This is a genomic window from Pantoea sp. MT58 (genome assembly GCF_014495885.1).
GTDB classification, from domain to species: Bacteria; Pseudomonadota; Gammaproteobacteria; order Enterobacterales; family Enterobacteriaceae; genus Pantoea; species Pantoea eucalypti.
In genome coordinates this window covers 1,986,913-2,012,863 of the sequence record NZ_CP061083.1, presented here as the reverse complement: position 1 = coordinate 2,012,863, position 25,951 = coordinate 1,986,913, and the positions used below count along the sequence as shown (strand labels likewise).

Below are 25,951 nucleotides of genomic sequence, written 5' to 3'. Positions count from 1 at the left end.
GGTGCGCGCCTGTTAAGACGCGCACCCTGGCTTTTTAAGCCGCTATCTGTTCCATCGTCTGCAGGATGCGCTTATCTGAAATGGGATAAGGTGTGCCTAACTGCTGAGCAAAGTAACTGATACGTAGCTCTTCAATCATCCAGCGGATGTTCTGAACCTCTTCATCATCCTGACGCTGCGGCGGCAACTTATTACGCCACGCCTGATACGCCTGTTCCACTGCCTGCACTTTTAACATGCGCGCCCGATCGCTGTGCGGGTCAGCAGGCAGCTTTTCGAGCCGCCGTTCAATACCATTCAGATAACGCAGCGTATCGGCCAGTCGCTGCCAGCCATTGCCGGTGACAAAGCCGCGATAGACCAGACCATTTACCTGCGCCTTGATATCCGATAATGCCAGCGCCATGGTCATATCAACCCGGCCTTTCAGACGCTTATTGATGTTGAAGACGGCCGTGAGGATCTGCTCAACCTGTTGTGCGATCGTCACAACGGTCTCATTGAGTTCACCGCGCACTTTGTCACGCAACTGCTCAAACGCGCCCTGGTCCCAGGCCGGACCGCCCGCTTCACCTATCAGCTTATCAATACCACAGGCGATACAGTCGTCGATGAGCTCCAGCACTTTGCCATAAGGGTTAAAGTAGAGTCCGAGCTTGGCTTTGTTCGGCAATTTCTCGTGCAGATATTTAACCGGAGACGGCACATTCAGCAGCAGCAAGCGACGCTGACCGCGCCACATCATTTTTTGCTGCTCCTGCTCGCTGTCAAACAGGCGAATGGCGACGCTCTCTTTCTCATCGACCAGCGCAGGCCAGGCTTTGACCTGATAGCTGCCGCGCTTCTGTTCATAGCTGCGCGGCAGATCGCCGAAGCTCCAGATGTGCAGTCCGCTCTGCTCCAGCCCGTCATCCGCCACTTTCGATAGCGTTTCCTGAACTTTATCTTTCAGCTGCGCCTTGAGCGCGGTGAGATCTTTACCTTCCAGCAGTTTACGGTTGTGCTCGTCTACCACGCGGAACGTCATTTTCAGATGATCGGGCACCTGTTCCCACTGCCAGTTTTCACGTTCCAGCGTGACACCGGTCATGCGGCGAAACTCACGCGACAGCGCATCAAGCAGTGGCATCTCCATCGCCTTCACGCGTCCCAGAAACGCTTCAGCGTAGTTGGGAGCTGGCACCAGGTTACGGCGCAGCGGTTTGGGCAGCGACTTAATCAGCGCGATGATCAGCTCACGACGCACGCCTGGGATCTGCCATTCAAAGCCGCTATCCTCAACCTGATTCAGCAGCGGCAGCGGAATATGCACCGTGACGCCATCCGCATCGGCACCTGGCTCGAACTGATAACTCAGCCTGAGTTTGAGGTTGCCCTGATGCCAGAAATTGGGGTAGTCGAGCTGGCTGACTTTATCCGCGCCCTCTTTGATAAGCATATGCTTGTCGAAGTTCAGCAGCTCGGCGTTTTCACGGCTGGCCTGCTTCCACCAGCTGTCAAAATGCTTCGCCGACACCACCTCTTTGCCAATGCGCTGGTCATAAAAAGCAAACAGCGTTTCGTCATCCACCAGGATGTCGCGGCGACGGGATTTGTGTTCCAGATCCTCGACTTCACTACGCAGCTTCTGGTTAGCCCGGAAGAAAGCATGACGCGTCTGCCAGTCGCCTTCCACCAGCGCGTGGCGGATAAACAGCTCACGGCTCAGTGTAGGATCGATGCTGCCATAGTTCACTTTGCGAGCGGCCACAATCGGCAGACCATAGAGCGTGACTTTTTCAGCGGCCATCACCGCGCCCTGCGATTTCTCCCAGTGCGGTTCGCTGTAGCTGCGCTTAATCAGATGCTGCGCCAGCGGCTCAATCCACTCTGGCTCAATGCGCCCCGCCGTGCGGCCCCACAGGCGGCTGGTCTCAACCAGCTCCGCGACCATGGCCCACTTCGGCGGCTTCTTAAACAGCCCGGAGCCAGGGAAGATGGCGAAGCGGGTGTTGCGTGCCCCGGTATACTCCTGCTTATCGGCATCTTTCTGACCGATATGCGACAGCAGACCGCTTAACAGCGCGCAGTGAACGGGCTGCAGCTCAGCCGGTTCGCTGTTCACCGGAATCCCCAGTTCCCGCACCACCTGCCGCAGCTGGGTATAGATATCCTGCCATTCCCGCACGCGCAGATAGTTAAGGAAGTCGGTTTTGCACTGACGACGGAAAACATTGCCGGACAGCGCTTTCTGCTGCTCCGCCAGATAGTTCCAGAGATTCACGTAGGCAAGAAAGTCGGAGTCTTTATCAGCAAAGCGTCGATGCTTCTCATCCGAAGCCTGCTTTTTATCTGCCGGACGCTCACGGGGATCCTGAATCGACAGGCCTGCGGTGATAATCATCACTTCGCGCACGCAGCCAAATTTCTGCGCTTCCAGCACCATCCGCGCCAGGCGAGGATCCACGGGCAGCTGCGCCAGCTGACGCCCGGATCCGGTCAGCTTGTAGTGGCCGTTCTCTTCATTCAGCGTCAGCGCCCCCAGCTCTTCCAGCAGACGGACACCATCCTGAATATTGCGTTTATCGGGTGCTTCCACAAACGGGAAGGCGGCAATATCGCCCAGACCCAGCGAGGTCATCTGCAGGATCACCGACGCCAGGTTGGTGCGCAGGATTTCAGGATCGGTAAAGGCCGGACGACTCAGGAAGTCATCTTCTGCGTAGAGGCGAATACAGATACCGTCTGACACACGCCCGCAGCGCCCTTTACGCTGATTGGCAGACGCCTGGGATATGGGCTCAATCGGCAGACGCTGCACTTTGGTGCGGAAGCTGTAACGGCTGATACGCGCCGTGCCGGGATCGATCACATATTTAATTCCAGGCACCGTCAGCGAGGTTTCCGCAACGTTGGTCGCCAGCACGATGCGACGACCGCTGTGCGACTGAAACACCCGATTCTGCTCAGCATTGGACAGCCGGGCATAGAGTGGCAACACTTCGGTGTGCGGCAGATCGCGTTTGTTGAGCGCGTCGGCGGTGTCGCGTATTTCGCGCTCGCCGCTCATAAAGATCAGGATATCGCCACGGCTTTCCCGTCCCAGTTCATCCACCGCATCAAAAATCGCCTGCAGCTGATCACGATCACCATCATCCGCCTCTTCGACCACCGGACGATAGCGCACTTCAACGGGATACGTGCGGCCAGAAACTTCAATCACCGGCGCATTATTGAAATGACGGGAGAAGCGCTGAGGATCGATGGTAGCGGAAGTGATGATGACTTTCAGATCGGGGCGGCGTGGCAACAGCTCACGCAGATAACCGAGCAGGAAGTCGATATTCAGGCTGCGTTCATGGGCTTCATCAATGATGATGGTGTCATATTGCATCAGCAGGCGATCCTGCTGGATTTCCGCCAGCAGAATCCCGTCAGTCATCAGTTTAATCTGCGTCAGATCGCTGACCTGGTCGTTGAACCGCACTTTGTAGCCGACACAGCCGCCCAGTGAGGTGCTGAGCTCATCGGCAATGCGGTTCGCCACGGTCCGCGCGGCCAGACGGCGCGGCTGAGTATGGCCAATCAGCCCGGTAACACCGCGTCCCAGTGCCAGACAAATTTTCGGCAACTGGGTGGTTTTACCTGAACCGGTTTCACCAGCGACAATCACCACCTGATGATCGCGAATCGCCTCAGCAATATCCTGCTGCTTCTGACTCACCGGCAGATTGTCCGGGAACGTAATCGCTGGGGTAGCCGCGCGGCGCTGGGCCACGCGCTGTTCGGCGGCGACGAACTCCAGCGCCAGCTCGCTGGCAATGCCCTGCTGCGCCTCAGGATTTTTGATTTTTCTGGCTCCCTGCAGGCGGCGCTGCAGCCGCTGGCGATCGCGCAGCATTAAACCGTCGAGCCGTGACCAGAGCGCTGCCAGTGGGGAAGTATCGGGTGATGACATAATTGTGACGTACCTTACTCAGACGGTGTCGCTACATAAAGCAGCGCCCAGAAGCCGGGGTAACCAGCTGATTCAATAAAATAATTGCGCGTATCATAGCACATTCTGAACTGTTCAGGCGGCCGCTCCCGGTTACGCTTATTCAATAAATTCGAACATGGGTCTCGAAATATTGCGCTTTCACCGCGCCATCGATAACCGTAGAGTGTAAACCATTGAGCGGAAAGTCTTCCGCGTAACAGACAGGAAACCACCATGAGCAAAGTTTTAGTTCTGAAATCAAGCATCCTTGCAGGCTACTCACAGTCAAGCCAGCTCGCTGACTTCTACGTTGAACAGGCAAAGGCACAGGGTAAAGAAGTCACTGTACGTGACCTGGCGGCTAACCCGATTCCGGTTCTGGATGGTGAGTTAGTGGGTGCAATGCGTCCTTCTGATACGCCACTCTCACCGCGTCAGCAGGAAGCACTGGATCTGTCCGATGAACTGATTGCAGAACTGCAGGCTCATGATGAAATCGTCATCGCTGCGCCAATGTACAACTTCAACATCCCTACGCAGCTGAAAAACTATTTCGACCTGATTGCCCGTGCTGGCGTGACGTTCCGCTACACCGAAGCAGGCCCGGAAGGTCTGGTTAAAGGCAAAACCGCAGTGGTTATCTCAAGCCGTGGTGGCATTCACAAAGATACCCCAACTGACCTGCTGACCCCTTACGTCAAGCTGTTCCTTGGCTTCATCGGCATCACTGACGTTGAGTTCGTGTTTGCTGAAGGCATCGCCTACGGTCCGGAAGTGGCCAGCAAAGCGACCGCCGAAGCGAAAGACGCTATCACGCAGATCGTGACCGCATAACGCTCAGCCATCTCAGGATGACGCTGTCAAAGACCGGGCCTGTGCCCGGTTTTTTTTCGCCGGTTAGTTGCTGCTGTCTGCCTCTTTTCTCAGCCATTGACCATTAATGCCACGCACATACTCTCCCGCTGCGGCACGGCTCACCAGTTTCTGTCCGGCAATGCTGGCCACATCGGCCGTGGAGAGATTGTTCTGGCCGGCCAGCCGCTGATACTCCTGCTGACGCCCGGCATTAATCCGCTGCACCAGCGCCAGCGTTTCACTGTCCTGCGAACGTGCCGCCAGATAGCCGGAGAGCGTTTCACCTGCACGGCCTGATTGCCTTGCCTCGTCGAGCGTCAGTGCCCAGGCAGGGAGCGCCATCGTCAGGGCAAGTAACAGCGCCGCGCTTATGCGTTTCATCATGGCTCTCCTCAGAACAGTCCGCTCTGGTTTTTCAGTAACGCTTCCACGTCTTTATCAACTTTGATGTGGATCTCATGCTCGATTTTTACATTCATATTGATGGTGATGGGGTCTTTGGGTGCCGTGACTTCAATGCGTGGCACGCATCCGATGCTCAGCAGTCCGGCTGCCAGAACCAGTAATGGCCTCAGGCTCATGGTGAAGTGTCCTTGTTCGATGGCAAAGTCGCATGTTGCTCTAACCAGGATTGCAAATTATCGCCAAAGCGCAGGCTGCGCCAGAGCTGAAAGAGGTTTTCCTGATGACGATAGTTAAGATTGACCGTCTGACGACGGTTACTGAACTGGCTGACGCCCTGTACCTGCGCTTCCATAGTGAGGTCGCCGAGGTTATTCAGATTGATTGTCGCCCAGCTGCGGGAGACTTCCATATAGCGTAACCAGTCAAGCGCTGCGCCGGTCGCTACGTTGTTGCGGGTAATTGCATCCGCCATATCTTTATCCAGCCGGAAAGTCAGCGGACCGCTGTTGGCAATCCACCCTTTTTCCACCAGCCAGCGTGGATTATTCAACCACAGCGGCAACTCACCGTTAACCTTACCCGACATGGCAAACTGTTTAGGCTTCAGCGCCGTCACCAGCTCGCTGAGGCTGATATTACGCAGCGACACCCGGGCGGGATCATGTTGCGGCATACGCAGGGCTGGCAGCGTAATCTGTCCGCCAAGCAGGTCAAGACTGACATCCTGTAAAGTCAGGGGGGATTGTTCAGACCACGGCCAGTTACCCTGCAGATCGGCCCGAATATTCTGCATGGCAAACTGGTTCTTCACCTCGGCAATGCGGAGTGAAACAGGGCCATGCTGACCAAACTGCCATTGCTGCTCATGAAACCTGAACGGCAGCGAGAAGTCGATACCGTTCACCTGACTGTCCGGCGTCCAGACACTGCCCTGTTTGACCGTCCAGTGGCCTCCCGCCTGGAAGCCCTGTTTACTGGCAGCGGAGAATGCGACCTGTGCCTGCAAACTGCCGCCCTGAATCTGCATTTTCATGTCGGGGCTGAGCAGCGGCTGAAACACAGTCAGCGACTGTGCCGGCCACCAGGCCTGACCGCGTAACCGTTTACCGTCCCAGCGGCCATTCACCCGCAGCGGGCCAACCTTCCCCGCTTTTAACTCGCCCCGCCAGACGAAATAGCCGGGATCACGGCCTTTCGCCTCAAAGTCCAGCGTGGAATCAGCCAGACGGCCGCCATAGGTGAAGTGGGTCGGGCCCGCCTGCAGTCTGAAATGGCCATTGAAGGAAGGTTGCGCCACATCGCGCTGCCACTTAACGGGTTCGGTCAGTGTCAGGCGCGGTTTTGCGACGTTAACGCTGCCATAAGCCAGCTGATTAAATCCGGTGGAGAGCGTATCCAGGTGGATCAGCGTGTCGTGCCAGCCGCCGGTGCCTTTGACATCCCAGCGTGCCTGCAGCGGCAGCATCTCGCCCCCGCCCCAGTAGCGCCAGTCCCACTCGCCCTTATCGGGCCAGAAATTTGTGGCGCGTCCATCAAGATGCAGCCGGAAGCGGCCAAAGCTGGCATCGTGCGCGTTGAGAATGGCCTGCAGGCGGCCATCAATACCCTGCGAGGAGAGTCGCACGCCGGCCAGCGGCCACCTCGCTTCGTCCACTTCCAGCGTAGAGAGCAGTCGCCCCCGCAGGCGCAGCAGCGATTTAGGTTGCAAAACTAAGTGAGGATCGAGCAGCGAGCCGTTGAGCACGCCCGGAATGGAGCCGAAAAGTTGCAGATCGGCCAGCTTGCTTTCACCGGTCAGCTGAAACGGCAGGTGGCTACTGGTCAGACTCAGGTTGCCGGGACCGACGCCCAGTACCACGTTACCTTTACCGCCACGTCCCTGAGTCAGCAGGTTAACGCGCCCCGTGATCTGGCTGTTTTCAAGGCCTGACTGCCAGTTATCCAGCGTCAGGTTAATAAATCCAGACAGGGGCTGAGCCGCCAGAGGCCAGAAATACTCGCCCTTTTCGATCCGAATCTGATCGCGGCTGATTTGCCACGGCAGTCTGAGAAGCGGCCTTTTCTCATCCATCATCCCCACGCGCAGCTCGCCCTGCTGCTGCTGCCAGCTGAGCGTTAACTGCAGCGGATGCGGTAATGCATCCAGCGCCAGTTGTCCGTCCACCTCACCATTCACCGGCAGATCGGTGGCGAAAGCAGGTAACTCAAGATGACCACTTAGCGTAATGGGTTCAGGCAGCGCAGGATGGGTAAGCGTCAGGCGACTGATCGCGAGCTGCTGACCGGTCAGCGTCGCCGCCAGTTGCAGGTTGTCGCCCTGATAATTAAGTTGCTGGCGATCTTTTTCCAGCGTCAGGTCCAGCGCGCCCGCATAGGCCTGCCAGGGTGCCACGACAAGTTTGTTCAGATGAACATCGGCATCAGGTAGCATTGCCTGCCATTCGGCCAGCGTTTTGGGGGCTGTCGATCTCTCGTCACTGGCGGGTAATTTTTGCAGGCAGGTGCTCTCCACCACCAGTTCGTCCGCATCCAGCTTCCAGCGCGACTGATGCCAGCCCAGTGACACTGCCTTTACGGTTGCCAGTGAGCAATCGCCGGCGAGGTAACGAATCTGAGGCAGCCACAGGCCGCCCTGCCGCCAGCGCGGTGCACCCGTCAGTTCAATGCGGGTATCCTCAGGCAGCCAGATGCCGACCAGCCTTGGCAGCCATTGCGTCACAGTCAACATCAGGCCGAGCAGCAGGAGAATCAGCGCAAGTACGGCCGCCAGCCGTCGCCGGAACATCCGTGGCATAAAAGCCATAATCCTTTTCCTTACAGTATCCTGACAACGATGATGGCATGTAATCTGCCAGAGGTGAAGGTGTGCACGGGACGCAAATACGCAGTTTCAGCAAAGTCGGTCAGAAAACGTTATCCTTGGTTTATCACCTCTGCAGGAGCACAACGATGAAAATCGCGGTTTACAGCACTAAACATTACGATCAGAAATACCTTGAGCAGGTTAACCAGCAGTTTGGTTTCGAACTGGTATTTTTTGACTTTTTACTCTCAGAGAGCACGGCCAAAACCGCAGTGGATTGCGATGCTGTCTGCATTTTTGTAAACGATGACGGCAGTCGCCCGGTGCTGGAAGAGCTGGCCGGGCTGGGTGTGAAATATATCGCGCTGCGTTGCGCTGGCTTCAATAATGTCGATCTGGCTGCAGCGAAAGAGCTGGGTCTGGAAGTCGTACGGGTGCCGGCCTACTCACCGGAAGCGGTGGCGGAACATACGATCGGCCTGATGATGACCCTTAACCGCCGTATTCATCGCGCGTATCAGCGTACCCGTGATGCGAACTTTTCGCTCGACGGACTGACCGGCTTTAACATGTACAACAAAACGGCGGGCGTTATCGGCACGGGTAAGATCGGCATTGCGACCATGCGGATTCTGAAAGGGTTTGGTATGCGGCTGCTGGCGTTTGATCCCTACCCAAGTGAGCAGGCGCGTGAGCTGGGCGCAGAATATGTTGATTTAAAGACGTTGTTAACAGAATCCCACGTCATTACGCTGCACTGTCCGCTGACCCCGGAGAACCATCATCTGCTGAATGCCGACGCGTTTCGTCAGATGCGCGATGGGGTGATGATCATCAACACCAGTCGTGGCGGGCTGATTGATTCACAGGCAGCGATTGACGCGCTGAAACAGCAGAAAATCGGCGCGCTCGGCATGGATGTGTATGAGAATGAACGTGGCCTGTTCTTTGAAGATAAGTCGAATGATGTGATTCAGGACGATGTGTTCCGTCGTCTTTCAGCGTGCCATAACGTACTGTTTACCGGTCATCAGGCATATTTAACGGCTGAAGCGCTGACGGCCATTTCCGAGACGACACTGAATAATCTTAGCCAGCTCGATCGGGGTGAAGAGTGCCCGAACCGACTCTCAGCCTGACGATTCTCTGCTAATGATGCGGGCCGGTGCTATCCGGCCTGTTCATCAGCGCGCGCAGTTCCCGCCAATTAACGCCTGCTCATCGCAGCGACGGCCATTCACTAACTGACACATGCCCACACGTGATCCATCCAGCTGATGTGAAAACGCCAGCGTTCCGCCTGCGTTCGAACAGGTGCTTTCTGCCAGGGAAGACATCACCACACGAGGCTGGATGTGCGCGGCGGTGGCTTGTTGCGGTGGCTCGTTATCATCACTGTTGCTACTGCAGGCAGAGAGTAATAATGCGGCACCGGCCAGCAAAAAGGTGGCTGCTTTCATCAATCGGACTCCGGGAATGGGGATAATAGGCTGGCTCAGCATATGTCAGGCAGCACAAGGGGTCGAGAGGTGAAACAGCTTTTTACAAAATTCTCCACCGTGATTTGCAAGCAGAATTATCTTGTTTACCTGCTATCGCTGAACTGTCACCCTTTTTCGGTTCCTATTATTTCGGAGTAAAGCCATGTTAATGGATATGTTAATTCGCATCGCCCTGGCCGGTATTCTTGGCGGCCTGATTGGTCTGGAGCGTCAGATGCGGGCCAAAGAAGCGGGACTGCGTACCCATATTCTGGTCGGTATCGGCAGTGCGATGTTCATGCTGGTGTCGAAGTATGGTTTCGCCGATATGCTCACCAGCGACCATGTGGCACTGGACCCCAGTCGTATTGCAGCCCAGGTCGTCAGCGGTATGGGCTTCCTGGGCGCAGGCACCATCATGATTCAGAAGCAGGTGGTGAAAGGCCTGACCACGGCAGCGGGATTATGGGTAACGGCAGCGATTGGTCTGGTGATCGGCAGCGGCATGTATGAGATCGGCATTTATGGCACAGTGCTGGCGCTGGTGGTGCTGGAAGTGTTCCGCCGCCTGAGCCATGTTTTAATCGGCAAGCACCATACGTTACTGGTTTTCCTTAAGCCTAAAAGCGTGCCGCTGGTGCTACTGGTTATGCAGCGGGAAGGTATTCGTTATGGCAATGTGACGGTGATTAATCGAGATGAGGAGAGCGGCCTGTGCGAACTCAGCATACAGGTAACGTTGTCCCGCAAGTCAAATGATGCGCACCTCTACGATAAGGTCATTGAGATAAAAGGCGTTCAGTCACTGGAGATGATGTAAACGTTTGCTGAACAACCCCGTCACTACACATGGCGACAAACACATAAGAACCTTGCAGAAGGCGGTGAGCGGCAGTCACCGCCCTCCTTCTCCTGCCATTTCTGAAAAATCAAAAATGCGCAGAGTCTGACCTTAAAAGTAGTGCCTGCCGGGAAGTAATGGCATAATCCGTTATTGTTAATTTACGTAATCATTTTACCCGGAAACTAATGCCTCAGAACTCTGACCATCCAGAAGACGCCCTTTCCAGTACTTCGCCTAAATATCGGTTCGCAGTCAGCATGCTGATTTTTACGCTGATAGCGGGCGCCGCAGCCATCATGATGCTCCTGGAACATCGGGATTCAGTGAATAATGCGCTGGAGACCGGACAATGTCTGGCAGAAGAAGGGGCTGAGGATTTAATGGAAGTGCTCAGGCATTTTCTGCATCATGCCTACCGCTGGATTTTTAAAGCCTGTGGCTGACGGTAATGCGTTTAGTGCAGCAGAAAATGCAGCAAACCGTGTCGGTTAACCAGCAACAAAACCCCGCAATACATGACGGCAACATAGCAAAGTAAAAAGAGTAGCAGCGTCATAATAAATCTGATTCCGTATTTCTTTATTTTGTCTGTTTTATCCGAATATTTCATAGACGTTAAATGCTGATTCATTTTTTTATTTTATACCCGGTCATTAAACGGCTTCATCGGAATGCTGTATTGCCGAAATATGCGAAACGAACGGCATCCACGCAGGACGTTGCAATAAAAAAATCAAACGCAAAATACCTTTCCCGCATCCTGACAATTTACTGATCATTGTAACCTGATGGATACATATTCACCTTGAGCAGCAATGGCTTAAGCAACGGCGCGGTGTGTAAGCAAAACAATCTGAATTTAACGTTTCACAGGCTTCAGCGGCAATATAAGGATCAGTCTCTATCTGATTGGTCAAACGTATATTCAACAAAGTATGATTTTCAGATTTTGACATTGTAAAAGTCATTCCGGGTCACAAAATAAACCCGGTGAGGTTTCGTATCCGACTTAATTTGATGCGTATCAAATCTGGCAAGTACAGACAACACGCCGTTTAATCAGTATTGATTAATAACTGCGTAAGCTGCTTTTTTTACTCATTAAATCGACCCGATGAAAACGCTATTCATTCTCTCTGTCATTTTTATGATCGCCGGTTGTACAGCAAAAAAAGATCATGTGCGTGCTGATGCTTACCAGGCCTCCCCCCCTTCCTGCTCAACACACAGTGATGAAATTGATTGTCAGTGGAAAAATGTTCCTGCCAGCTGACCTCGCACTATTCTCCCGCGTGGCATCGTCTCATACAGCAGACTTTCTTCCTGGGGATGTAAAAGCGCGCTCTCACCAGCATCTTCCTCGCGGCATTCCTTTTCGGCAATATCTGCTTTGAAAGAGAGACGCTGCCGGATGCCTCCGGCAGCGATTTTCCGCTGATTACTTCACTCCAGTGCTGGCATTCGCGACAACAATCCGTACCATACGCTGCATATTCGTGACACCGCAGTGAAGTGTCTGGCTGGACGCGCACAGCAATTTGCCCTTCGGCTACGCTCTCTGGTTTTTGAGATAGGTAAAAATGCAAGATAATCAAACGGTTGACAAGAAAGAACAGTACAACCTCAATAAGCTGCAGAAACGTCTGCGTCGTAACGTCGGCGAAGCCATTGCAGATTTTAATATGATTGAAGAAGGCGACCGCATCATGGTCTGTCTGTCGGGCGGTAAAGACAGCTACACCATGCTGGAAATTTTGCGCAGCCTGCAAAAAAGTGCGCCGGTCAACTTCAGCCTGATTGCCGTTAACCTCGACCAGAAACAGCCTGGCTTCCCGGAGCACATCCTGCCGCAATATCTTGAGGCACAGGGCGTTGAGTACCGGATTATCGAAGAAGACACCTACTCCATCGTCAAAGAGAAAGTGCCGGAAGGTAAAACCACCTGCTCACTCTGCTCGCGCCTGCGCCGTGGCATTCTCTATCGCGTCGCGACTGAACTGGGTTGTACTAAAATCGCGCTCGGCCACCATCGCGATGACATCCTGCAGACGCTGTTCCTGAACATGTTTTACGGCGGAAAACTGAAAGGTATGCCGCCAAAACTGATGAGTGATGATGGCAAGCAGATTGTGATTCGTCCGCTGGCCTACTGCCGCGAGAAAGATATCATTCGTTTCTCAGACGCGCGTCAGTTCCCGATTATCCCGTGCAATCTCTGCGGTTCTCAGCCAAACCTGCAGCGGCAGGTGGTAGCCGATATGCTGCGTGACTGGGATAAGCGCTATCCTGGCCGCATTGAAACTATGTTCAGCGCAATGCAAAACGTCGTTCCGTCGCACCTGGCAGATATCAATCTGTTCGATTTTAAAGGGATTAAGCATGGCGATGCGGTCGTTGATGGCGGCGATCTCGCTTTTGACCGCGAAACCCTGCCGTTGCAGCCTGTGGGCTGGCGAGCTGATGAAGAGGATGCACCGGACCTCAGCGCACGTCTGGATGTGCTTCAGATTAAGTAAGTACCTGATAAGTTAAGGGCGTGCTGCTGGCAGCACGCCCTTTTTTTATATGTTGCGGTGCGGCGGTGGATCCATTATCGGCGGATATTCCGGATCGGTCGGCTGATCAGGCTGGGGTTGCGGATGAGGAATCGGTTCAGGAATCGGGACTGGATCCGTAGGGATCGGCTCGCTGTTGTAAATCGCGCTCATGCCGTACTCCTTTTCTTGCGAATGGACTTTAAGTTTAGAAAAGGATTGGCGTTCCAGCCAGGCGGGCAAAAAAAAGCCGGCACACTGGCCGGCATGTTTTGAATTAATTGTGCTATGCAATAATTCTAAATATGGAAGTAAGACAATATGGAGCGCAACGCCCATCGCTTGACGTTGCATTCACCTGCGGGAGAGAGTTTGCGTCAGCAGCGGCATTGGGTTCTTGATGTCGATCAGCTTTTGCTTTCTTATTATGATTTTTATCCCACCCGGCGGGATTTTCGTCCTCAAATCAGACGCCCCCGCCGATGTGACCTTTCCGCGTTACAGCCAGCGCCGTTTACGCAGATAACCCGCGACGCCCACCGCCAGTGCCACGAGCAGCAGACAGAAGATAGAGAAGCCGTACTCCCATCCACCGCCCGGAATGCCACCCAGATTAACCCCAAACAGACCGGTCAGGAACGTAGCGGGCAGGAAGATCATCGCCATCAGTGACATAGTATAGGTGCGGCGGTTCATCGACTCCGCCATCGCAGAGGCCACCTCGTCAGCCAGAATCGCAGTGCGCGCTACGCCCGCATCCAGATCATCCAGTCCGCGTCCCAGCCGATCGGCGATTTCCTGCATCCGGCGTCGTTCACTGTCATCCATCCAGCCCAGTTTTTCACTGGCCAGCCGGGCATAAACATCGCGCTGCGGTGCCATGTAACGCCGCATCACAATCAGCTGTTTGCGCAGCAGGCCCAGCTCGCCGCGCGCGGGCATCCGCTGGTCAAGCAGCGCATCTTCCAGCTCAATGATTTTGTCATGTAACTCTTCGATAAATTCGCTGGTGTGATCGGTCAGGGCATCACAGACATCGACCAGCCAGCTGCCGCAGTCAATCGGGCCGTTACCGTTTTGCAAATCGGTGAGCACTTCATCGACGGCAGAGACTTTACGCCGCCGGGTCGAGACGATGAGCTTATCGTTGATGAACACGCGCATCACCACCAGCTGGTCGCGACGCGCATCGGTGTTGTGGTTAACGCTGCGCAGCACGATCATAAATCCGTCGCCCAGCCGGCTGACGCGGGGACGCATGCTGTCACCCGCTAAGGCGTCACGCACGGCATCGGGAATCTGCGGCGTTGACTGCAGCCATTCTGCGCTTTTGCTGTGGGTATAGTTCAGATGCAGCCAGCAGGGCTGCTCACACTCGATAACTTCATCTTCAGCTATCGGGATCATCCCACCCTTGCCATCCAGCTGGCATGAAATGATGGCATCTGAAACCTGTAATGCTTTTCCTTCAATGACGTCCACAACATTCCCTCACCATTAATATCAATACGATACAGTCTAACGTGACGGCGTTGAGTTGCAATCTCCGGGCTGTGAAGAAAGATGTCAGCAGGTGGCCGGGAAACCGGCCACCACAGGCTTAGTGCTTTTCAATCCACAGTTCACGGCTGTAGGCGACATCTTCAGGGTTGGTGATGGGATAGCCTTTAACCCAGGGTTTAATCAGTCGGCCATTCGTGTACTGATAGATGGGCGCAATCGGGGCCTGTTCAGCGAGGATCTGCTCGGCACGGTTGTAATCGCTGTTACGTGCCTGCTCGCTGGTTTCACGGCTGGCTTTAGCGACAACTGCATCATAATCCGCGTTGTTAAAGCGCGCGATATTGCTGCTGTTGCCCGAGGTCAGCAGATTCAGGAAGGTGGAGGGCTCATTGTAGTCTCCCACCCACGAGGCGCGAATCACATCGAAGTTCCCGCTGTTACGACTGTCGATGTAGGTTTTCCACTCCTGATTCTCCAGTGTGACATCCACACCGAGGTTCTTTTTCCACATAGAGGCCACGGCAATCGCAATCTTCTGATGGCTCTCAGAGGTGTTGTAGAGCAGTTTGAGCTTCAGCGGTTTACCCGGACCGTAACCGGCGGCGGCAAGCAGCGATTTGGCCTGCGCATTCAGGGCGTTCTGATCGTGCTGTTGCATGAACGTGGGCAGTGGCTTAAAGCCTGCTGTCACATCTGGCGTAAAGTGCCACGCCGGTTTCTCACCGGTGCCCAGCACTTTGTCAGCAATGACGTTTCGGTCGATAGACCAGGACAGTGCTTTGCGAACCCGCACATCGGCAGTTGGTCCTTTCTGCGTGTTAAACGCATAGTAATAGGTGCCTAACTGGTCAGGTGTGTAGACCTCTCCCGGCAACGTTTTCTTTAATAGCGCATACATGTTCTTAGGGAAAGATTCGGTGATATCAATGTCGTTGGCACGATAACGTTTAGTCGCGCTCGACTCTTCATTGATTGGCACAAAGGTCACTTTCGTCAGCACCGAATGTGCATCATCCCAGTAATGAGGATTACGGGTCAGGACGATTTTCTCGTTCACTACCCGCTCGCTGAGCTGATAGGCACCGTTACCGACCAGTTTGCCGGGTGCCGTCCAGCTGTCACGTTGCTGGGCAATGACTTTTTGCGGCACCGGAAAGAGCGCCACGTTAGCCACCAGCGCCGGGAACCACGGCACAGGACGATCCAGCGTCACTTTCAGCTGGGTTTTGCTCTGGGCAGTCACTCCCAGTTTATCGGGGGTCATTTCGCCTTTGGTAATCGCTGCCGCATTTTCAATACCGCTTAACCCCGCAAACCCGGCAGAGCCTGAGCTGTTTTTGGGATCGACCAGCCGCTGCCAGCTGTAGACAAAATCCTGCGCCGTGACCGGTTCGCCGTTTGACCAGCGCGCGTTATTGCGCAGGGTGAAGACCCAGGTTTTGTTGTCGCTGCTGCTCCAGCTCTGTGCCACGCCCGGCACGATTTTGCCCTGAGCATCCTGATTTGTCAGACCTTCAAACAGATCGCGAATCACCTGAATTTCAGGCAGCCCTACCGCTTTAAGCGGATCAAGTGAAGCGGGTTCATCTTTAATATGGCGAACGATCTGCTGCTGTTCGGCCAGCTGCGCGCCAGCGGGTAGATTCGCCGCAATGGCGGGTGTGAGGATGCTGCTCAGACTGATTGCTGCCAGCGTGATACGAAAGGTCTTAACCATTATCACTCCTTTACCCCAAAGAAGTGCTGCATCAGTCTATTGCCGATGTAGCTTGTGCAGGGCACTTTATCGCAAATGGCTGACAGATAAATAGCTATTTTCCGCACACGGCTTTTCCGCTACTTTGAGTAAAACCCTTTGAGGAAATCTGTATGTCGCCACTTCATCCGCGTCCCCTTCGCGGCAAACTTGACGTTTCGTATCAGCAGTATGGCCGCTCCGTGCTCGGCGCGCCGCTGCTGTGGTTTCCAGCGCCACTGGGTGACCCCGACAGCGGTCTGATTCTGGCTGGCACACACGGTGATGAAAATGCGGCCATCGCCACCCTTTCTGCTGCGTTACGGACACTGCCCGATGGCATGCGTCGGCACCACGTGGTGCTGGCAGTCAATCCTGATGGCTGTCAGCTTGGCCTGCGCGCTAACGCAAATGGCGTCGATCTCAACCGCAACTTCCCGGCAGCGAACTGGCAGCCCGGAGAGACCGTTTATCGCTGGAACAGCGCTGCCGATGCGCGGGATGTCACGCTCTCAACCGGCACGCATCCGGGTTCTGAACCGGAAACACTGGCGCTCTGTGCCCTGATACATCAACTTAAGCCAGCCTGGATCGTTTCCTGGCATGAGCCGCTGGGCTGTATTGACGACCCGCATCAGGTGGAGATTGGTGGCTGGCTGGCCAGCCAAACCGGCCTTCCTCGCGTCAGCAGCGTGGGATATGACACGCCTGGCTCATTCGGCAGCTGGTGTTACGATCTCAGTCTGCCCTGCGTGACCGCTGAGATGCCGGTGATTTCCGTGGATGAAGCCACGGAAACCTATCTTGAGATGATGGTTAGTTTGCTGCGCTTGCAGCAATAATCAGCCGACCGCTGCGCACGGTGATCGCCGGTTCTGCATCCACCGCCAGCCAGGTCGGCCCATCAAGATCGGCGAAACGGGTCTGCGGCACCAGCGGCAGCGCAGCACGTATCGCCCGCGAGGTGCAGAGCATGCAGCCCAGCATCACCGCAAAGCCCTGCTGCTGCGCGTCATCGGCAAGCGCCAGCGCCTCTGTCAGACCGCCCGCTTTATCCAGCTTGATGTTGACCATCTCATAACGGCCTCGCAGCGCGGCCAGGCTTTCACGTGTATGACAGCTCTCATCGGCGCAGATTGGCAAGGGATGGATAAAGTTCTCCAGTGCCGCATCTTCACCTGCAGGTAAAGGCTGTTCCAGCATCGCCACATCAATGTCTGCCAGCAGCTGACAGCGTGCAGCCAGGCCTTCAGCGTGCCAGGACTCATTTGCATCCACAATCAGGGTTGCCTCCGGCACGGCGGCGCGGATGGCCATCAGCCGTTCAGTAATGAAATTGTTATCCAGCTTAATTTTCAGCAGTGTTGCACCATGCTGCCACAGTGCGAGTGCACTGCTGGCCATCGCCTCAGGGGTATCAATGCTGACGGTCTGCGCGGTCACGACATCAGCAGGCGCAGTCACACCGCTAAGCGCCCAGAGGCTGCGCTGCTGCTGATGTGCGGCGAGATCCCACAGTGCACTGTCGATGGCGTTGCGCGCCGCCCCGGCAGGCAGCGCCTGTTGTAATGCCTCGCGCGTCATGCCCTCTTGCAGCGCGGGCAGCAACGTGGCGATCTGCGCCAGCACCGATGCTTCGCTTTCACCATAGCGCGCATAGGGCGTCGCTTCACCGACGCCTTTTACGCCATCTTCCTCAATTTCAACCACCACCACTTTGACTTCGGTCCGGGTTCCACGGGCAATGACAAACGGCGTATGCAACGGCCAGGCTTCGGGATAACTTTTTACCGTTCTCATTTACACTCCACAAAGTGTGACGCAGTGGCAGACCGCCACGTTAAATTCCACAATTGAACTCGTAAACCCTTAACATTTATGTCATAAACAACGGCTATCTTTAGCCGTTTTGTGTCAGATCTTTTTTATCATCAAAAGGAATCACTATGTCTCAGACTGTTCATTTTCAGGGTAATGCCGTTCCGGTTGCAGGTCAGTTTCCACAGGCTGGCGATAAAGCTAAGCCTTTCACGCTGGTAGCAAAGAACCTGGTTAACGTTGCGCTCTCTGAGTATGCAGGAAAACGCAAAATTCTGAACATTTTCCCAAGCGTTGATACCGGTGTCTGTGCCTCATCAGTGCGCAAATTCAACCAGGCGGCAAGCGAGCTGAATAACGCCGTGGTGTTATGCATCTCTGCCGATCTGCCTTTTGCCCAGTCGCGTTTCTGTGGCGCGGAAAACCTGAGCAATGTGGTGACGCTGTCGACGCTGCGCGGCTCAGAATTCAAGTATGAGTATGGTGTAGAAATTGCTGATGGTGCGCTGGAAGGCCTGACCGCACGTGCGGTGATCGTTCTGGATGAGAACGATAAAGTGATTTACAGCCAGCTGGTTGATGAAATCACCACTGAGCCTGATTACGACGCTGCCCTGGCCGCGCTGAAGTAATAAAAAAAGCGGATAACCTGGTTATCCGCTTCCTGCTCTCTGCTTACCGATCATTCGCTTTCGGTGCGCTTCTGTCCCAGACCATATTCACGCAGCTTGTTGGCAATCGCGGTATGGGAAACACCCAGACGTTTTGCCAGTTTTCGGGTGCTGGGATAGGAGAGATAAAGCCGCGTCAGTATTGACCGCTCAAAACGGCTGGTAATCTGATCCAGCGTTCCTTCCAGTGCTTCATCGCCCAGCGATACATCCAGTGTCTGTTCAGGCAACACAATATCCTGCGGTCGCAGTTCATATCCTTCCAGCTGGGTTAACGCGCGATACAACGCATTTTTTAACTGGCGCACATTGCCAGGCCAGGCGTAGCGCGTCAGAAATGCAATGAGCTGTGGCGAGAGTCGCGGCCGGGCCATCCCCTGCTCATCCGCAAAGCGGGCCACAAACATCTCGGTCAGTGGCAGGATATCCTGCGGTCGATCGCGCAGCGGGGGCAGTTGCAGCGTCAGCACATTGAGCCGGTAAAAAAGATCTTCGCGAAACTCACCGCGTTGCACCAGTTCAATCAGGTTCTTCTGCGTAGCGCAGATTACGCGCACATTAACATGGACTTCATGCTCTTCACCGACGCGGCGGAAGGTGCCATCATTGAGAAAACGCAGCAGCTTGGTCTGCATTCTCGGCGACATCTCGCCAATCTCATCCAGCAATACCGAGCCACTATTGGCCTGCTCAAAAAAGCCCTTCTTGCCTTCCAGCGCATTCGGATAGGCACCGGCGGCATGACCAAACAGCTCGCTTTCCGCAACGTCGTCGGGTAATGAGGCACAGTTCAGCGCCAGGAAAGGATTTTTCCCACGGGCGCTGCGCAGATGGCAGGCGCGTGCCAGCATATCTTTCCCGGTGCCGGTATCGCCGACAATCAGTAACGGCGCATCCAGCATCGCCAGTTTGCGCGCCTGATCGACCACCTGACGCATCTTCGGCGTGACGGCAATGATATGGTCAAACTCGGATTCGTCGGTGACCACCAGATTCTGTAACTGACGGCCCATGCGAGCGGTTGACTTCAGCATCACCATCGCCCCGACCGGCCTGTCGTTCTGGCCCTCTTCACCCGGCAGATAAATAGGACGCGCTTCCATCAGAAAATCGCGCCCTTCAATGACGACATGCTGCGCCTGCGCCTCAACCCGATCGCTTTCCAGCCAGCGCATGAAGTTAAAGCCATTAATCAGGTTGCCGGCGCTGAAATTGCGCATTTTCTCTTCATCAAGATTAAACAGGTTTTGTGCCGCCGGATTAGCCAGTTCCACCTTGCTTTTCAGATCGATGGAGAAAACCGGATCTGGCATGGCCACCAGTAAGGCACTCAGCGCGCGATGTTCACGCTCCGAAGGCATGTACGTTACCGTGCGCACATCTGTTACGCCCGGTGTACGCCGGATTTCTGCCATCAGATTACTGAAAGCGTCAAATTCCAGTGCCGAAAAATTCAGATAGATGCGGCCCAGCGCCGTAATTTCAATACCGCGTAAATCAATGTTGCGTGCCACCAGCAGATCGAGCAGTTCACGCGTCAGACCGATGCGGTCCTGACAGAACACTTCCAGACGCATTGCGTTCGCCTTAATCAGGTTCAGATAAATGAATATTACGCTAAGTGATGCGCCGGTAGAAAGGGATCTGTCAGGAAAAGTTGACAGCTTAAGCGTGTATGGCGGAGTTTTGTACTGACCGGCTGAATTCCGGTATCGATCGCTGGTTGTCAGCTTTTGTCAGTACCAGACTGTTGATTAGAGACTGATTGCTGTATATTTTTCTCAACTGATTAGAATTGATTATAATATGCTGACTTTCTTCGCAAAATATCTGACTGTGGGCCTGGTGAATACCCTGATCCATTGGGTGACTTTTTTTATCTGCCTCAGCCTTGGATTATTCCAGTCGACCGCTAACCTGATTGCTTTTAGCCTGGCCGTTACCTTCTCTTTTTTCGTTAATGCGCGCTGGACCTTTGAGCAGCAGGCAACGGCCTGGCGTTATCTTATTTACGTCGTTTTTATGGGTGCGATGGCTTTCAGCGTAGGTTATCTGGCTGACCATTTTGGCTTCTATCCCCTTATTACGCTGATCGCCTCCTCGGCTATCAGTCTGGCGTGTGGCTTTCTTTTTTCCCGCTTTATCGTTTTCAAAGGAGAATAATGAAAATCTCTCTGGTGGTACCGGTATTCAATGAAGAGGATGTCATCCCTCTTTTTTATGACGCGGTCAGAAAAGATGACGCACTGGCCGCCTGGCAGATTGAGATCGTATTTATTGATGATGGCAGTACAGACGCAACGCATGCGCTGATTACCCAACTCAGCCAGTGCGATCCGCTGGTGCACAGCTTGTCGTTTATTCGAAATTTCGGCAAAGAACCGGCGCTGTTTGCCGGACTGGAAGCCGCAACCGGCGATGCGGTTATCCCAATAGATGTGGATTTGCAGGATCCGATCGCGATTATTCCCGAGATGATCCGGAAGTGGCAGGCTGGGGCTGATATTGTGTTAGCTAAACGGATTGACCGCAGTGCCGATGGCCACCTCAAACGCAAAACAGCCCGCTGGTTTTACAAATTGCATAACAGCATCAGCCATCCGCAGATTGAAGAGAATGTCGGTGATTTCCGGCTGATGTCGCGTGAAGTCGTTGAGAATATTAAATTGCTGCCTGAGAAGAATCTCTTTATGAAAGGCATTCTTAGCTGGGTCGGCGGACAGACGGATATTGTGGAATATACGCGAACGGAGCGGATCGCAGGCCGCAGTAAATTTGGCGGCTGGAAGCTGTGGAATCTTGCGCTGGAGGGTCTGACCTCATTCTCTACCGTTCCGCTGCGGATTTGGTCATACCTGGGCTTTCTGGTGGCCTCACTGGCCTTTTTATATGGTCTCTGGATGATCGCGGATAAACTGCTGTTCGGTAACCCGGTGCCAGGCTATCCCTCAATTCTGGTCTCCGTGCTCTTTCTGGGTGGCGTTCAGCTTATTGGCATTGGCGTGTTAGGCGAATATATTGGCCGCATCTACATGGAAACTAAAAACCGGCCTCGCTATATTTTGCGAAAAGTGGCACCGACAAAAATAACCCCCTCTCAGGACACCGACTAAACGGCCCGTTCAGACTCAGAGAAATGGTCAGATTAAAAAGGATGACAGATGTTCGCCACTGATAACGGCATAAGCCGCAATAAGGTGTTTTTGCTTTTTGCGACAGTATTTCTGCTTGCATACAGCCCCGCTTATTTAACGCATTACGCCTATACCGATGACTGGACGAATCTCTATTGGGCTAATTTTGACAGGCTCAGTATTTTAAACTGGGACACATTATCCGGCAGGCCGGTTTATGGCATTATCCAGTACAGCGCTTCCTTTCTGGTCGGGAGTGTAGAACGTCTGGCACTGCTGCGTTCAGTCTCGATTGTTCTGCTCATTTTTACCGGGTATTACATTTATACCCTGTGTCAGAAAATGGCACTTCTTGAGAGTCAGGCTCAGCGAATCACATTTTCGCTATTGCTTTGTCTGCTGCCTTCCTTCCAGGTTTATATCGCCTGGGCATCCTGTTTCCCCTATATCGCTGCAATTTTGCTGGCGGGAACAAGTTACCGTTTTTCCATTAAAACGGGCATGACCAGTCGCCTTATCGCGTTCTGTCTGCTGACCCTTGCCTTCTGTCTTTATCAACCGGCAGCGATGACCTTTACCTTCTTTGCCGCGCTTGACCTCTGCTTTTCAGAAAGAAAAGTCGATACGAAACGTGCAGTGATCTCACTGATGGTTCTGGGTGCGGGTATGTTCGCTGCGCTGATCGCGTCAAAGGTACTGCCCGTTCAGCTTTATGGTCATACGTTGCCACGTTCAGCATTCAGCTACGACATCCCGGTTAAGCTGAAATGGTTTTTCACCGAATACCTTAAGAACGTTATATGTAATTTTGACCTCGGCGCAAAAACGGTGTCGGTGATCATCTCATCGATCATTATTGGGTCTGGACTGAAAAAAATTAAAGCAGCAGGTAACGACAAATTCTATCTGATGTTTGTTTTATTGCTGATCGCCGCACTGCCTAATCTGATCGTCAGTGAAAGCATGGCGGCTTACCGCACCCTGATTGCCGGTGCGCTGATTACCACCAGTGCGTTTATTCTCGGCCTGTTTGAAATCAGCAAAAAATTAAAATGGAAAAATGCATTTTATGCGCTGCTCGTGATCGCTGCCGCCTCACTGTCGATAAGTCATTTAATCAACGGCTATTCCGTGCCGGCTCGTAAAGAGTTTGCCCTGCTCGATCAGGCGATTACCCGGCAGGTGCCAAAGGAATTTAAAGGGGCGCTCTATTATCGCCTGACCGGTGAATACCTGCCGAAGGTTGCGACGTTGCGGAAGTATGATGATTTCGGGGGGCTGGGCCTGAGTATGTCCTGGACATTTGCCGGGATGGCGCATTTTATCAGGGAGAAAAATGGCATGGCCTTTACGCTGCCTGCAAATCCGGTGATTACAGATGAATCCGCCTGTCCGGGTGAGTGTCTGATTATCGATTCACGGCAGGTGCTGCGCCAGCCTCACTGATCATTAAAGGCGGCTATGCCGCCTTTAATGTGTCACGCGAGATTCAGGCTGATTTGTTACCGCCCTTCTGCAGTGCCTCTTTCAGCTGGCCCAGCAGTTCGCGCCGAAAATCGCCAAGCCGTGGCTTATCCTGCTCCAGCCACGGCAGTGGACGACAAAGCTCCATCGCTTTGATGCCCAGCCTTGCAGTCAGCAGGCCTGCACCAATGCCCTGGGCAGCGCGCGTGGAAAGCCGGGCAGCGATATCCTGCGACATCCAGTCCATTCCCACTTCCCGCACCAGTTCGGACGCGCCGGCAAAAGCCATATTGAGCAGCACCAGGCGGAACAGCCGGATACGGCTGAAGTAGCCCAGTTCGATGCCGTATATCGCCGCGATGCGATTGACCAGCCGCAGATTACGCCAGGCGATAAACGCCATATCCACCAGTGCCAGCGGACTGACCGCAATCATCAGTGTTGCTTCCGCAGCATGACGACTGATTTCACGCCGCGCCTGCCTGTCCAGAACGGGCTGCACCAGCTGCGCATACAAGCGCACGATTTCGCTGTCATTGTGGGTTTCGTGCAGCGAGGCATGCCAGCGCTGCAGGGCCGGATGCGCCTGATCCAGTTCAGCCTGCTGGGCCAGCTTTTCGCAGAATGCCCGACCTTTACCGATACCATGACTGTGCAATAGCTCCCGGCCCACATCCCGCTCTTCGGCACGCTGACGCAGCTGGTAGAGCCGACGCCACTCAGTGGTCAGCGCGCCGACACCCGCCAGCACAATAAGTCCGCCTGCTACGCCGCTCCCCAGTGAAAACCAGTCGCGTGCCAGCCAGGCGTCATGCGTCCACTGCACCCCCTGCGCAATCACGCTAACGCCAAACAGCAGTGCGCCTGCGGTCACCATTTTGCGCCACAGACTGCGTTTAGGTTTCAGAGCCGCTTCCACTGCGCGCTCCCCTGCACCTTCTTCTTCTACGGCAACATCTTCATCCTGCACTGCCAGAAACGCAGCCTGCGCGTCCGCTTCAAAGGTCTGCGCCGGACGCAGCGGCGTGGTGGTGCTCTCATCCAGCGGACGAGCAAAATCGATACGCGGCTTCAGCGGATCACTCATCGCAATTTATCTCCCAATAAAAATTCCAGCGCGGCATCCATGCGGATATGCGGCAGTGGACGGTCGACGTCGAGCTGCTGCGGCCGGAACTGTTCAAACTGAAAACCCTGCTGCTGCCAGAAGGCATTGCCAGGCAGGCGCGGCGGGACTTCACCCGGATAGACGGTAAGCGGTTCTCCATCATCCAGCCGGTGACCGCGCAGGGCCGGGATCTTCTCGCCACGGTGGTCGACCAGGCCGCTCTGTGTCGCCTGCACTGATGCCAGTCCGATGCAGTCCATGCTAATCCCCTCAAACGCGGCGTTCTGCCAGGCATCCTGCACCAGTTGCTGCAACAGCGAGACCATGTTGCCGTGCTGATCGCTGGTGATGTGATCCGCTTTAGTCGCCGCAAACAGTAATTTGTCGATCACCGGTGAGAAAAGCCGGCGAAACAGGGTGCGCTGGCCGTAATGAAAGCTCTGCATCAGCTGAGTCAGCGCCAGCCGCATATCATTAAACGCCTGAGGACCACTATTCAGGGGCTGGAGGCAGTCAACCAGCACGATCTGGCGGTCAAAACGCAGGAAGTGATTTTTGTAAAAGCCCTTCACCACATGCTGGCAGTAGTAGTTAAAGCGCTGCTGCAGCATGCTGAAGTTACTCCCCTTATCCGCCTGCGCCAGCTTAGTGAGTTGCGCTTCATCAGCGGTTGGCCAGGGGAAAAACTGCAGCGCAGGCGCGCCTGCCATATCGCCAGGCAGCACGAACCGGCCAGGCTGAATAAAATGCAGGCCTTCAGATTTACAGCGATGAAGGTAGTCAGTCCAGGCCGCAGCAATCTCTGCCAGCTGGGTTTCATCGGCGGGAGCAAGCGGATCGAGTTTTTCGCAGAGCGTGCGCCAGGGTTTTGCCCACTCCGCACGATCGCCCTGCAGCAGACCGTTCATCTGCCGTGACCAGGCGAGGTAATCCTGCGCCAGCATCGGCAGATCCAGTAGCCATTCTCCGGGATAGTCGACAATTTCCAGATAGAGTGTTGCCGTCTCTTTCAAATGACGCAGCAGCGAATCATTGGGACGGTAACGCAGCGCCAGACGCATTTCGCTGACGCCACGGGTGGGCGTCGGCCAGGCGGGCGGCGTGCTGTAGAGTTGTGCCAGGCCTTCGTCGTAGGTAAAGCGCGCGGTTCCCATGTCCCGCTGCGGCACCCGTTTGACGCCCAACAGTCGCTCGTCCCTCACAACGGAAAACAGCGGCAAACGTGCGCCGCTGTGAACCGTTAAAAGCTGATTGACCAGTGAGGTAATAAAGGCGGTTTTACCGCTGCGGCTTAATCCGGTGACCGCCAGCCGAAGGTGGCGATCAACGCCACGGTTCATTAATGCCATTAATTCAGTTTGCAGTCTTTTCATCGTTCTCCCTGATGAAGCGCGATGCCACCCGATTCATCACGCGTTTCAGCAATGGCTCAAGTGCCACAGCCAGCAGAAGACGTAACGGGCGTCGCGCTACCGATTTCACCGCCCAGCCAGTGACACCGGCGGGACCGTAGGTAACAGCATTGATAATGATAAATTTAGCCGCCGACTTCAATGCAGGTGCCGCGCGGTGGCGAAAAGCAGTGGATCGCGAAAAAGACATCAACACCTCCATTGAGAGAGCGGACGGGCCCGTAAC

At 54.5% G+C, this 25,951-nt stretch carries 23 protein-coding genes; 10 read left to right on the top strand and 13 right to left on the bottom strand.

Going from position 1 to position 25,951, the window contains the following annotated elements:
* Positions 1-34 precede the first annotated feature (34 nt).
* Positions 35-3,937 carry an ATP-dependent RNA helicase HrpA gene (gene hrpA / locus IAI47_RS09520; protein WP_008925244.1) on the bottom strand — a complete coding sequence of 1,301 codons (3,903 nt, stop codon included), beginning with the start codon at positions 3,935-3,937 and terminating at the stop codon, positions 35-37.
* A gap of 255 nt (positions 3,938-4,192) precedes the next feature.
* Between hrpA and azoR the strand changes: the two genes are divergently transcribed.
* The gene (gene azoR, locus IAI47_RS09515; protein ID WP_003853752.1) at positions 4,193-4,792 is read left to right on the top strand and encodes an FMN-dependent NADH-azoreductase; all 600 of its coding nucleotides are present in this window, start codon (positions 4,193-4,195) and stop codon (positions 4,790-4,792) included.
* Between the two features lie 63 nt (positions 4,793-4,855).
* On the opposite strand, the gene IAI47_RS09510 is transcribed toward azoR, so the two are convergent.
* The 3 genes from IAI47_RS09510 to IAI47_RS09500 are packed head-to-tail and all read right to left on the bottom strand — an operon-like array spanning position 4,856 to position 8,021.
* Positions 4,856-5,194 (bottom strand): YdbL family protein, encoded by a 339-nt coding sequence (locus IAI47_RS09510; RefSeq protein ID WP_008925245.1) that lies wholly within the window; start codon positions 5,192-5,194, stop codon positions 4,856-4,858.
* A gap of 11 nt (positions 5,195-5,205) precedes the next feature.
* On the bottom strand, positions 5,206-5,394 hold the full coding sequence (locus IAI47_RS09505; RefSeq protein ID WP_003853757.1) for a YnbE family lipoprotein: 189 nt from the start codon (positions 5,392-5,394) through the stop codon (positions 5,206-5,208).
* Complete coding sequence (locus tag IAI47_RS09500; protein WP_008925246.1) at positions 5,391-8,021, bottom strand: YdbH family protein; 2,631 nt, start codon at positions 8,019-8,021, stop codon at positions 5,391-5,393. Before IAI47_RS09500 ends, IAI47_RS09505 begins: the two co-directional genes overlap by 4 nt.
* A 146-nt stretch (positions 8,022-8,167) precedes the next feature.
* Between IAI47_RS09500 and IAI47_RS09495 the strand changes: the two genes are divergently transcribed.
* The gene (locus IAI47_RS09495) at positions 8,168-9,160 is read left to right on the top strand and encodes a 2-hydroxyacid dehydrogenase (RefSeq protein ID WP_008925247.1); all 993 of its coding nucleotides are present in this window, start codon (positions 8,168-8,170) and stop codon (positions 9,158-9,160) included.
* Between the two features lie 45 nt (positions 9,161-9,205).
* Here IAI47_RS09495 and IAI47_RS09490 read toward each other — a convergent pair whose 3' ends face one another.
* Entirely contained in the window at positions 9,206-9,481 is a 276-nt protein-coding gene (locus tag IAI47_RS09490) for a DUF333 domain-containing protein (RefSeq protein WP_003853763.1), read from the bottom strand.
* A gap of 184 nt (positions 9,482-9,665) precedes the next feature.
* Between IAI47_RS09490 and IAI47_RS09485 the strand changes: the two genes are divergently transcribed.
* The 3 genes from IAI47_RS09485 (at position 9,666) to ttcA (ending at position 12,862) form a co-directional block, all read left to right on the top strand.
* Positions 9,666-10,322 carry an MgtC/SapB family protein gene (locus IAI47_RS09485; RefSeq protein WP_003853765.1) on the top strand — a complete coding sequence of 219 codons (657 nt, stop codon included), beginning with the start codon at positions 9,666-9,668 and terminating at the stop codon, positions 10,320-10,322.
* 209 nt (positions 10,323-10,531) lie between these two features.
* Positions 10,532-10,789: a hypothetical protein gene (locus tag IAI47_RS09480; RefSeq protein WP_008925248.1), complete on the top strand. Its 258-nt coding sequence runs from the start codon at positions 10,532-10,534 to the stop codon at positions 10,787-10,789.
* 1,137 nt (positions 10,790-11,926) lie between these two features.
* A complete protein-coding gene (gene ttcA / locus IAI47_RS09475) occupies positions 11,927-12,862 on the top strand; it encodes a tRNA 2-thiocytidine(32) synthetase TtcA (protein WP_008925249.1) in 936 nt (311 codons plus the stop codon).
* 45 nt (positions 12,863-12,907) lie between these two features.
* On the opposite strand, the gene IAI47_RS22180 is transcribed toward ttcA, so the two are convergent.
* The 3 genes from IAI47_RS22180 to IAI47_RS09460 form a co-directional block, all read right to left on the bottom strand.
* Positions 12,908-13,234, bottom strand: coding sequence for a hypothetical protein (locus IAI47_RS22180; RefSeq protein WP_187961283.1), 327 nt, complete (start codon positions 13,232-13,234; stop codon positions 12,908-12,910).
* Between the two features lie 144 nt (positions 13,235-13,378).
* Complete coding sequence (gene zntB, locus IAI47_RS09465) at positions 13,379-14,362, bottom strand: zinc transporter ZntB (RefSeq protein ID WP_003853777.1); 984 nt, start codon at positions 14,360-14,362, stop codon at positions 13,379-13,381.
* A gap of 118 nt (positions 14,363-14,480) precedes the next feature.
* Positions 14,481-16,100: an ABC transporter substrate-binding protein gene (locus IAI47_RS09460; RefSeq protein ID WP_008925251.1), complete on the bottom strand. Its 1,620-nt coding sequence runs from the start codon at positions 16,098-16,100 to the stop codon at positions 14,481-14,483.
* 152 nt (positions 16,101-16,252) lie between these two features.
* On the opposite strand from IAI47_RS09460, the gene mpaA reads away from it, so the two are divergent.
* The gene (gene mpaA / locus IAI47_RS09455; protein ID WP_008925252.1) at positions 16,253-16,960 is read left to right on the top strand and encodes a murein tripeptide amidase MpaA; all 708 of its coding nucleotides are present in this window, start codon (positions 16,253-16,255) and stop codon (positions 16,958-16,960) included.
* Here the strand turns inward: mpaA and ycjG are convergent.
* Complete coding sequence (gene ycjG, locus IAI47_RS09450) at positions 16,935-17,918, bottom strand: L-Ala-D/L-Glu epimerase (protein ID WP_008925253.1); 984 nt, start codon at positions 17,916-17,918, stop codon at positions 16,935-16,937. The two genes, mpaA and ycjG, sit on opposite strands and share 26 nt — an antisense overlap.
* Positions 17,919-18,064: 146 nt before the next feature.
* Between ycjG and tpx the strand changes: the two genes are divergently transcribed.
* Positions 18,065-18,568, top strand: a complete 504-nt coding sequence (gene tpx, locus IAI47_RS09445; RefSeq protein WP_003853783.1) for a thiol peroxidase — start codon at positions 18,065-18,067, stop codon at positions 18,566-18,568.
* A gap of 50 nt (positions 18,569-18,618) precedes the next feature.
* Here tpx and tyrR read toward each other — a convergent pair whose 3' ends face one another.
* Positions 18,619-20,184: a transcriptional regulator TyrR gene (tyrR, locus tag IAI47_RS09440; protein WP_008925254.1), complete on the bottom strand. Its 1,566-nt coding sequence runs from the start codon at positions 20,182-20,184 to the stop codon at positions 18,619-18,621.
* A gap of 229 nt (positions 20,185-20,413) precedes the next feature.
* Here tyrR and IAI47_RS09435 point away from each other — a divergent pair, with 229 nt between their 5' ends.
* From IAI47_RS09435 to IAI47_RS09425, 3 genes are read left to right on the top strand one after another with little or no spacing between them, the layout of a single operon-like run.
* Positions 20,414-20,770, top strand: coding sequence for a GtrA family protein (locus IAI47_RS09435; RefSeq protein WP_008925255.1), 357 nt, complete (start codon positions 20,414-20,416; stop codon positions 20,768-20,770).
* Positions 20,770-21,720, top strand: coding sequence for a glycosyltransferase family 2 protein (locus tag IAI47_RS09430; protein ID WP_008925256.1), 951 nt, complete (start codon positions 20,770-20,772; stop codon positions 21,718-21,720). Before IAI47_RS09435 ends, IAI47_RS09430 begins: the two co-directional genes overlap by 1 nt.
* A 48-nt stretch (positions 21,721-21,768) precedes the next feature.
* Entirely contained in the window at positions 21,769-23,187 is a 1,419-nt protein-coding gene (locus IAI47_RS09425) for a hypothetical protein (RefSeq protein WP_008925257.1), read from the top strand.
* A gap of 43 nt (positions 23,188-23,230) precedes the next feature.
* Here IAI47_RS09425 and IAI47_RS09420 read toward each other — a convergent pair whose 3' ends face one another.
* The 3 genes from IAI47_RS09420 to pspD are packed head-to-tail and all read right to left on the bottom strand — an operon-like array spanning position 23,231 to position 25,915.
* On the bottom strand, positions 23,231-24,292 hold the full coding sequence (locus tag IAI47_RS09420) for a YcjF family protein (RefSeq protein ID WP_003853794.1): 1,062 nt from the start codon (positions 24,290-24,292) through the stop codon (positions 23,231-23,233).
* Positions 24,289-25,686 carry a YcjX family protein gene (locus IAI47_RS09415; RefSeq protein WP_008925258.1) on the bottom strand — a complete coding sequence of 466 codons (1,398 nt, stop codon included), beginning with the start codon at positions 25,684-25,686 and terminating at the stop codon, positions 24,289-24,291. The genes IAI47_RS09420 and IAI47_RS09415 overlap by 4 nt, the downstream gene beginning before the upstream one ends.
* Positions 25,667-25,915: a phage shock protein PspD gene (gene pspD / locus IAI47_RS09410; RefSeq protein ID WP_003853796.1), complete on the bottom strand. Its 249-nt coding sequence runs from the start codon at positions 25,913-25,915 to the stop codon at positions 25,667-25,669. Before pspD ends, IAI47_RS09415 begins: the two co-directional genes overlap by 20 nt.
* Positions 25,916-25,951 lie beyond the last annotated feature (36 nt).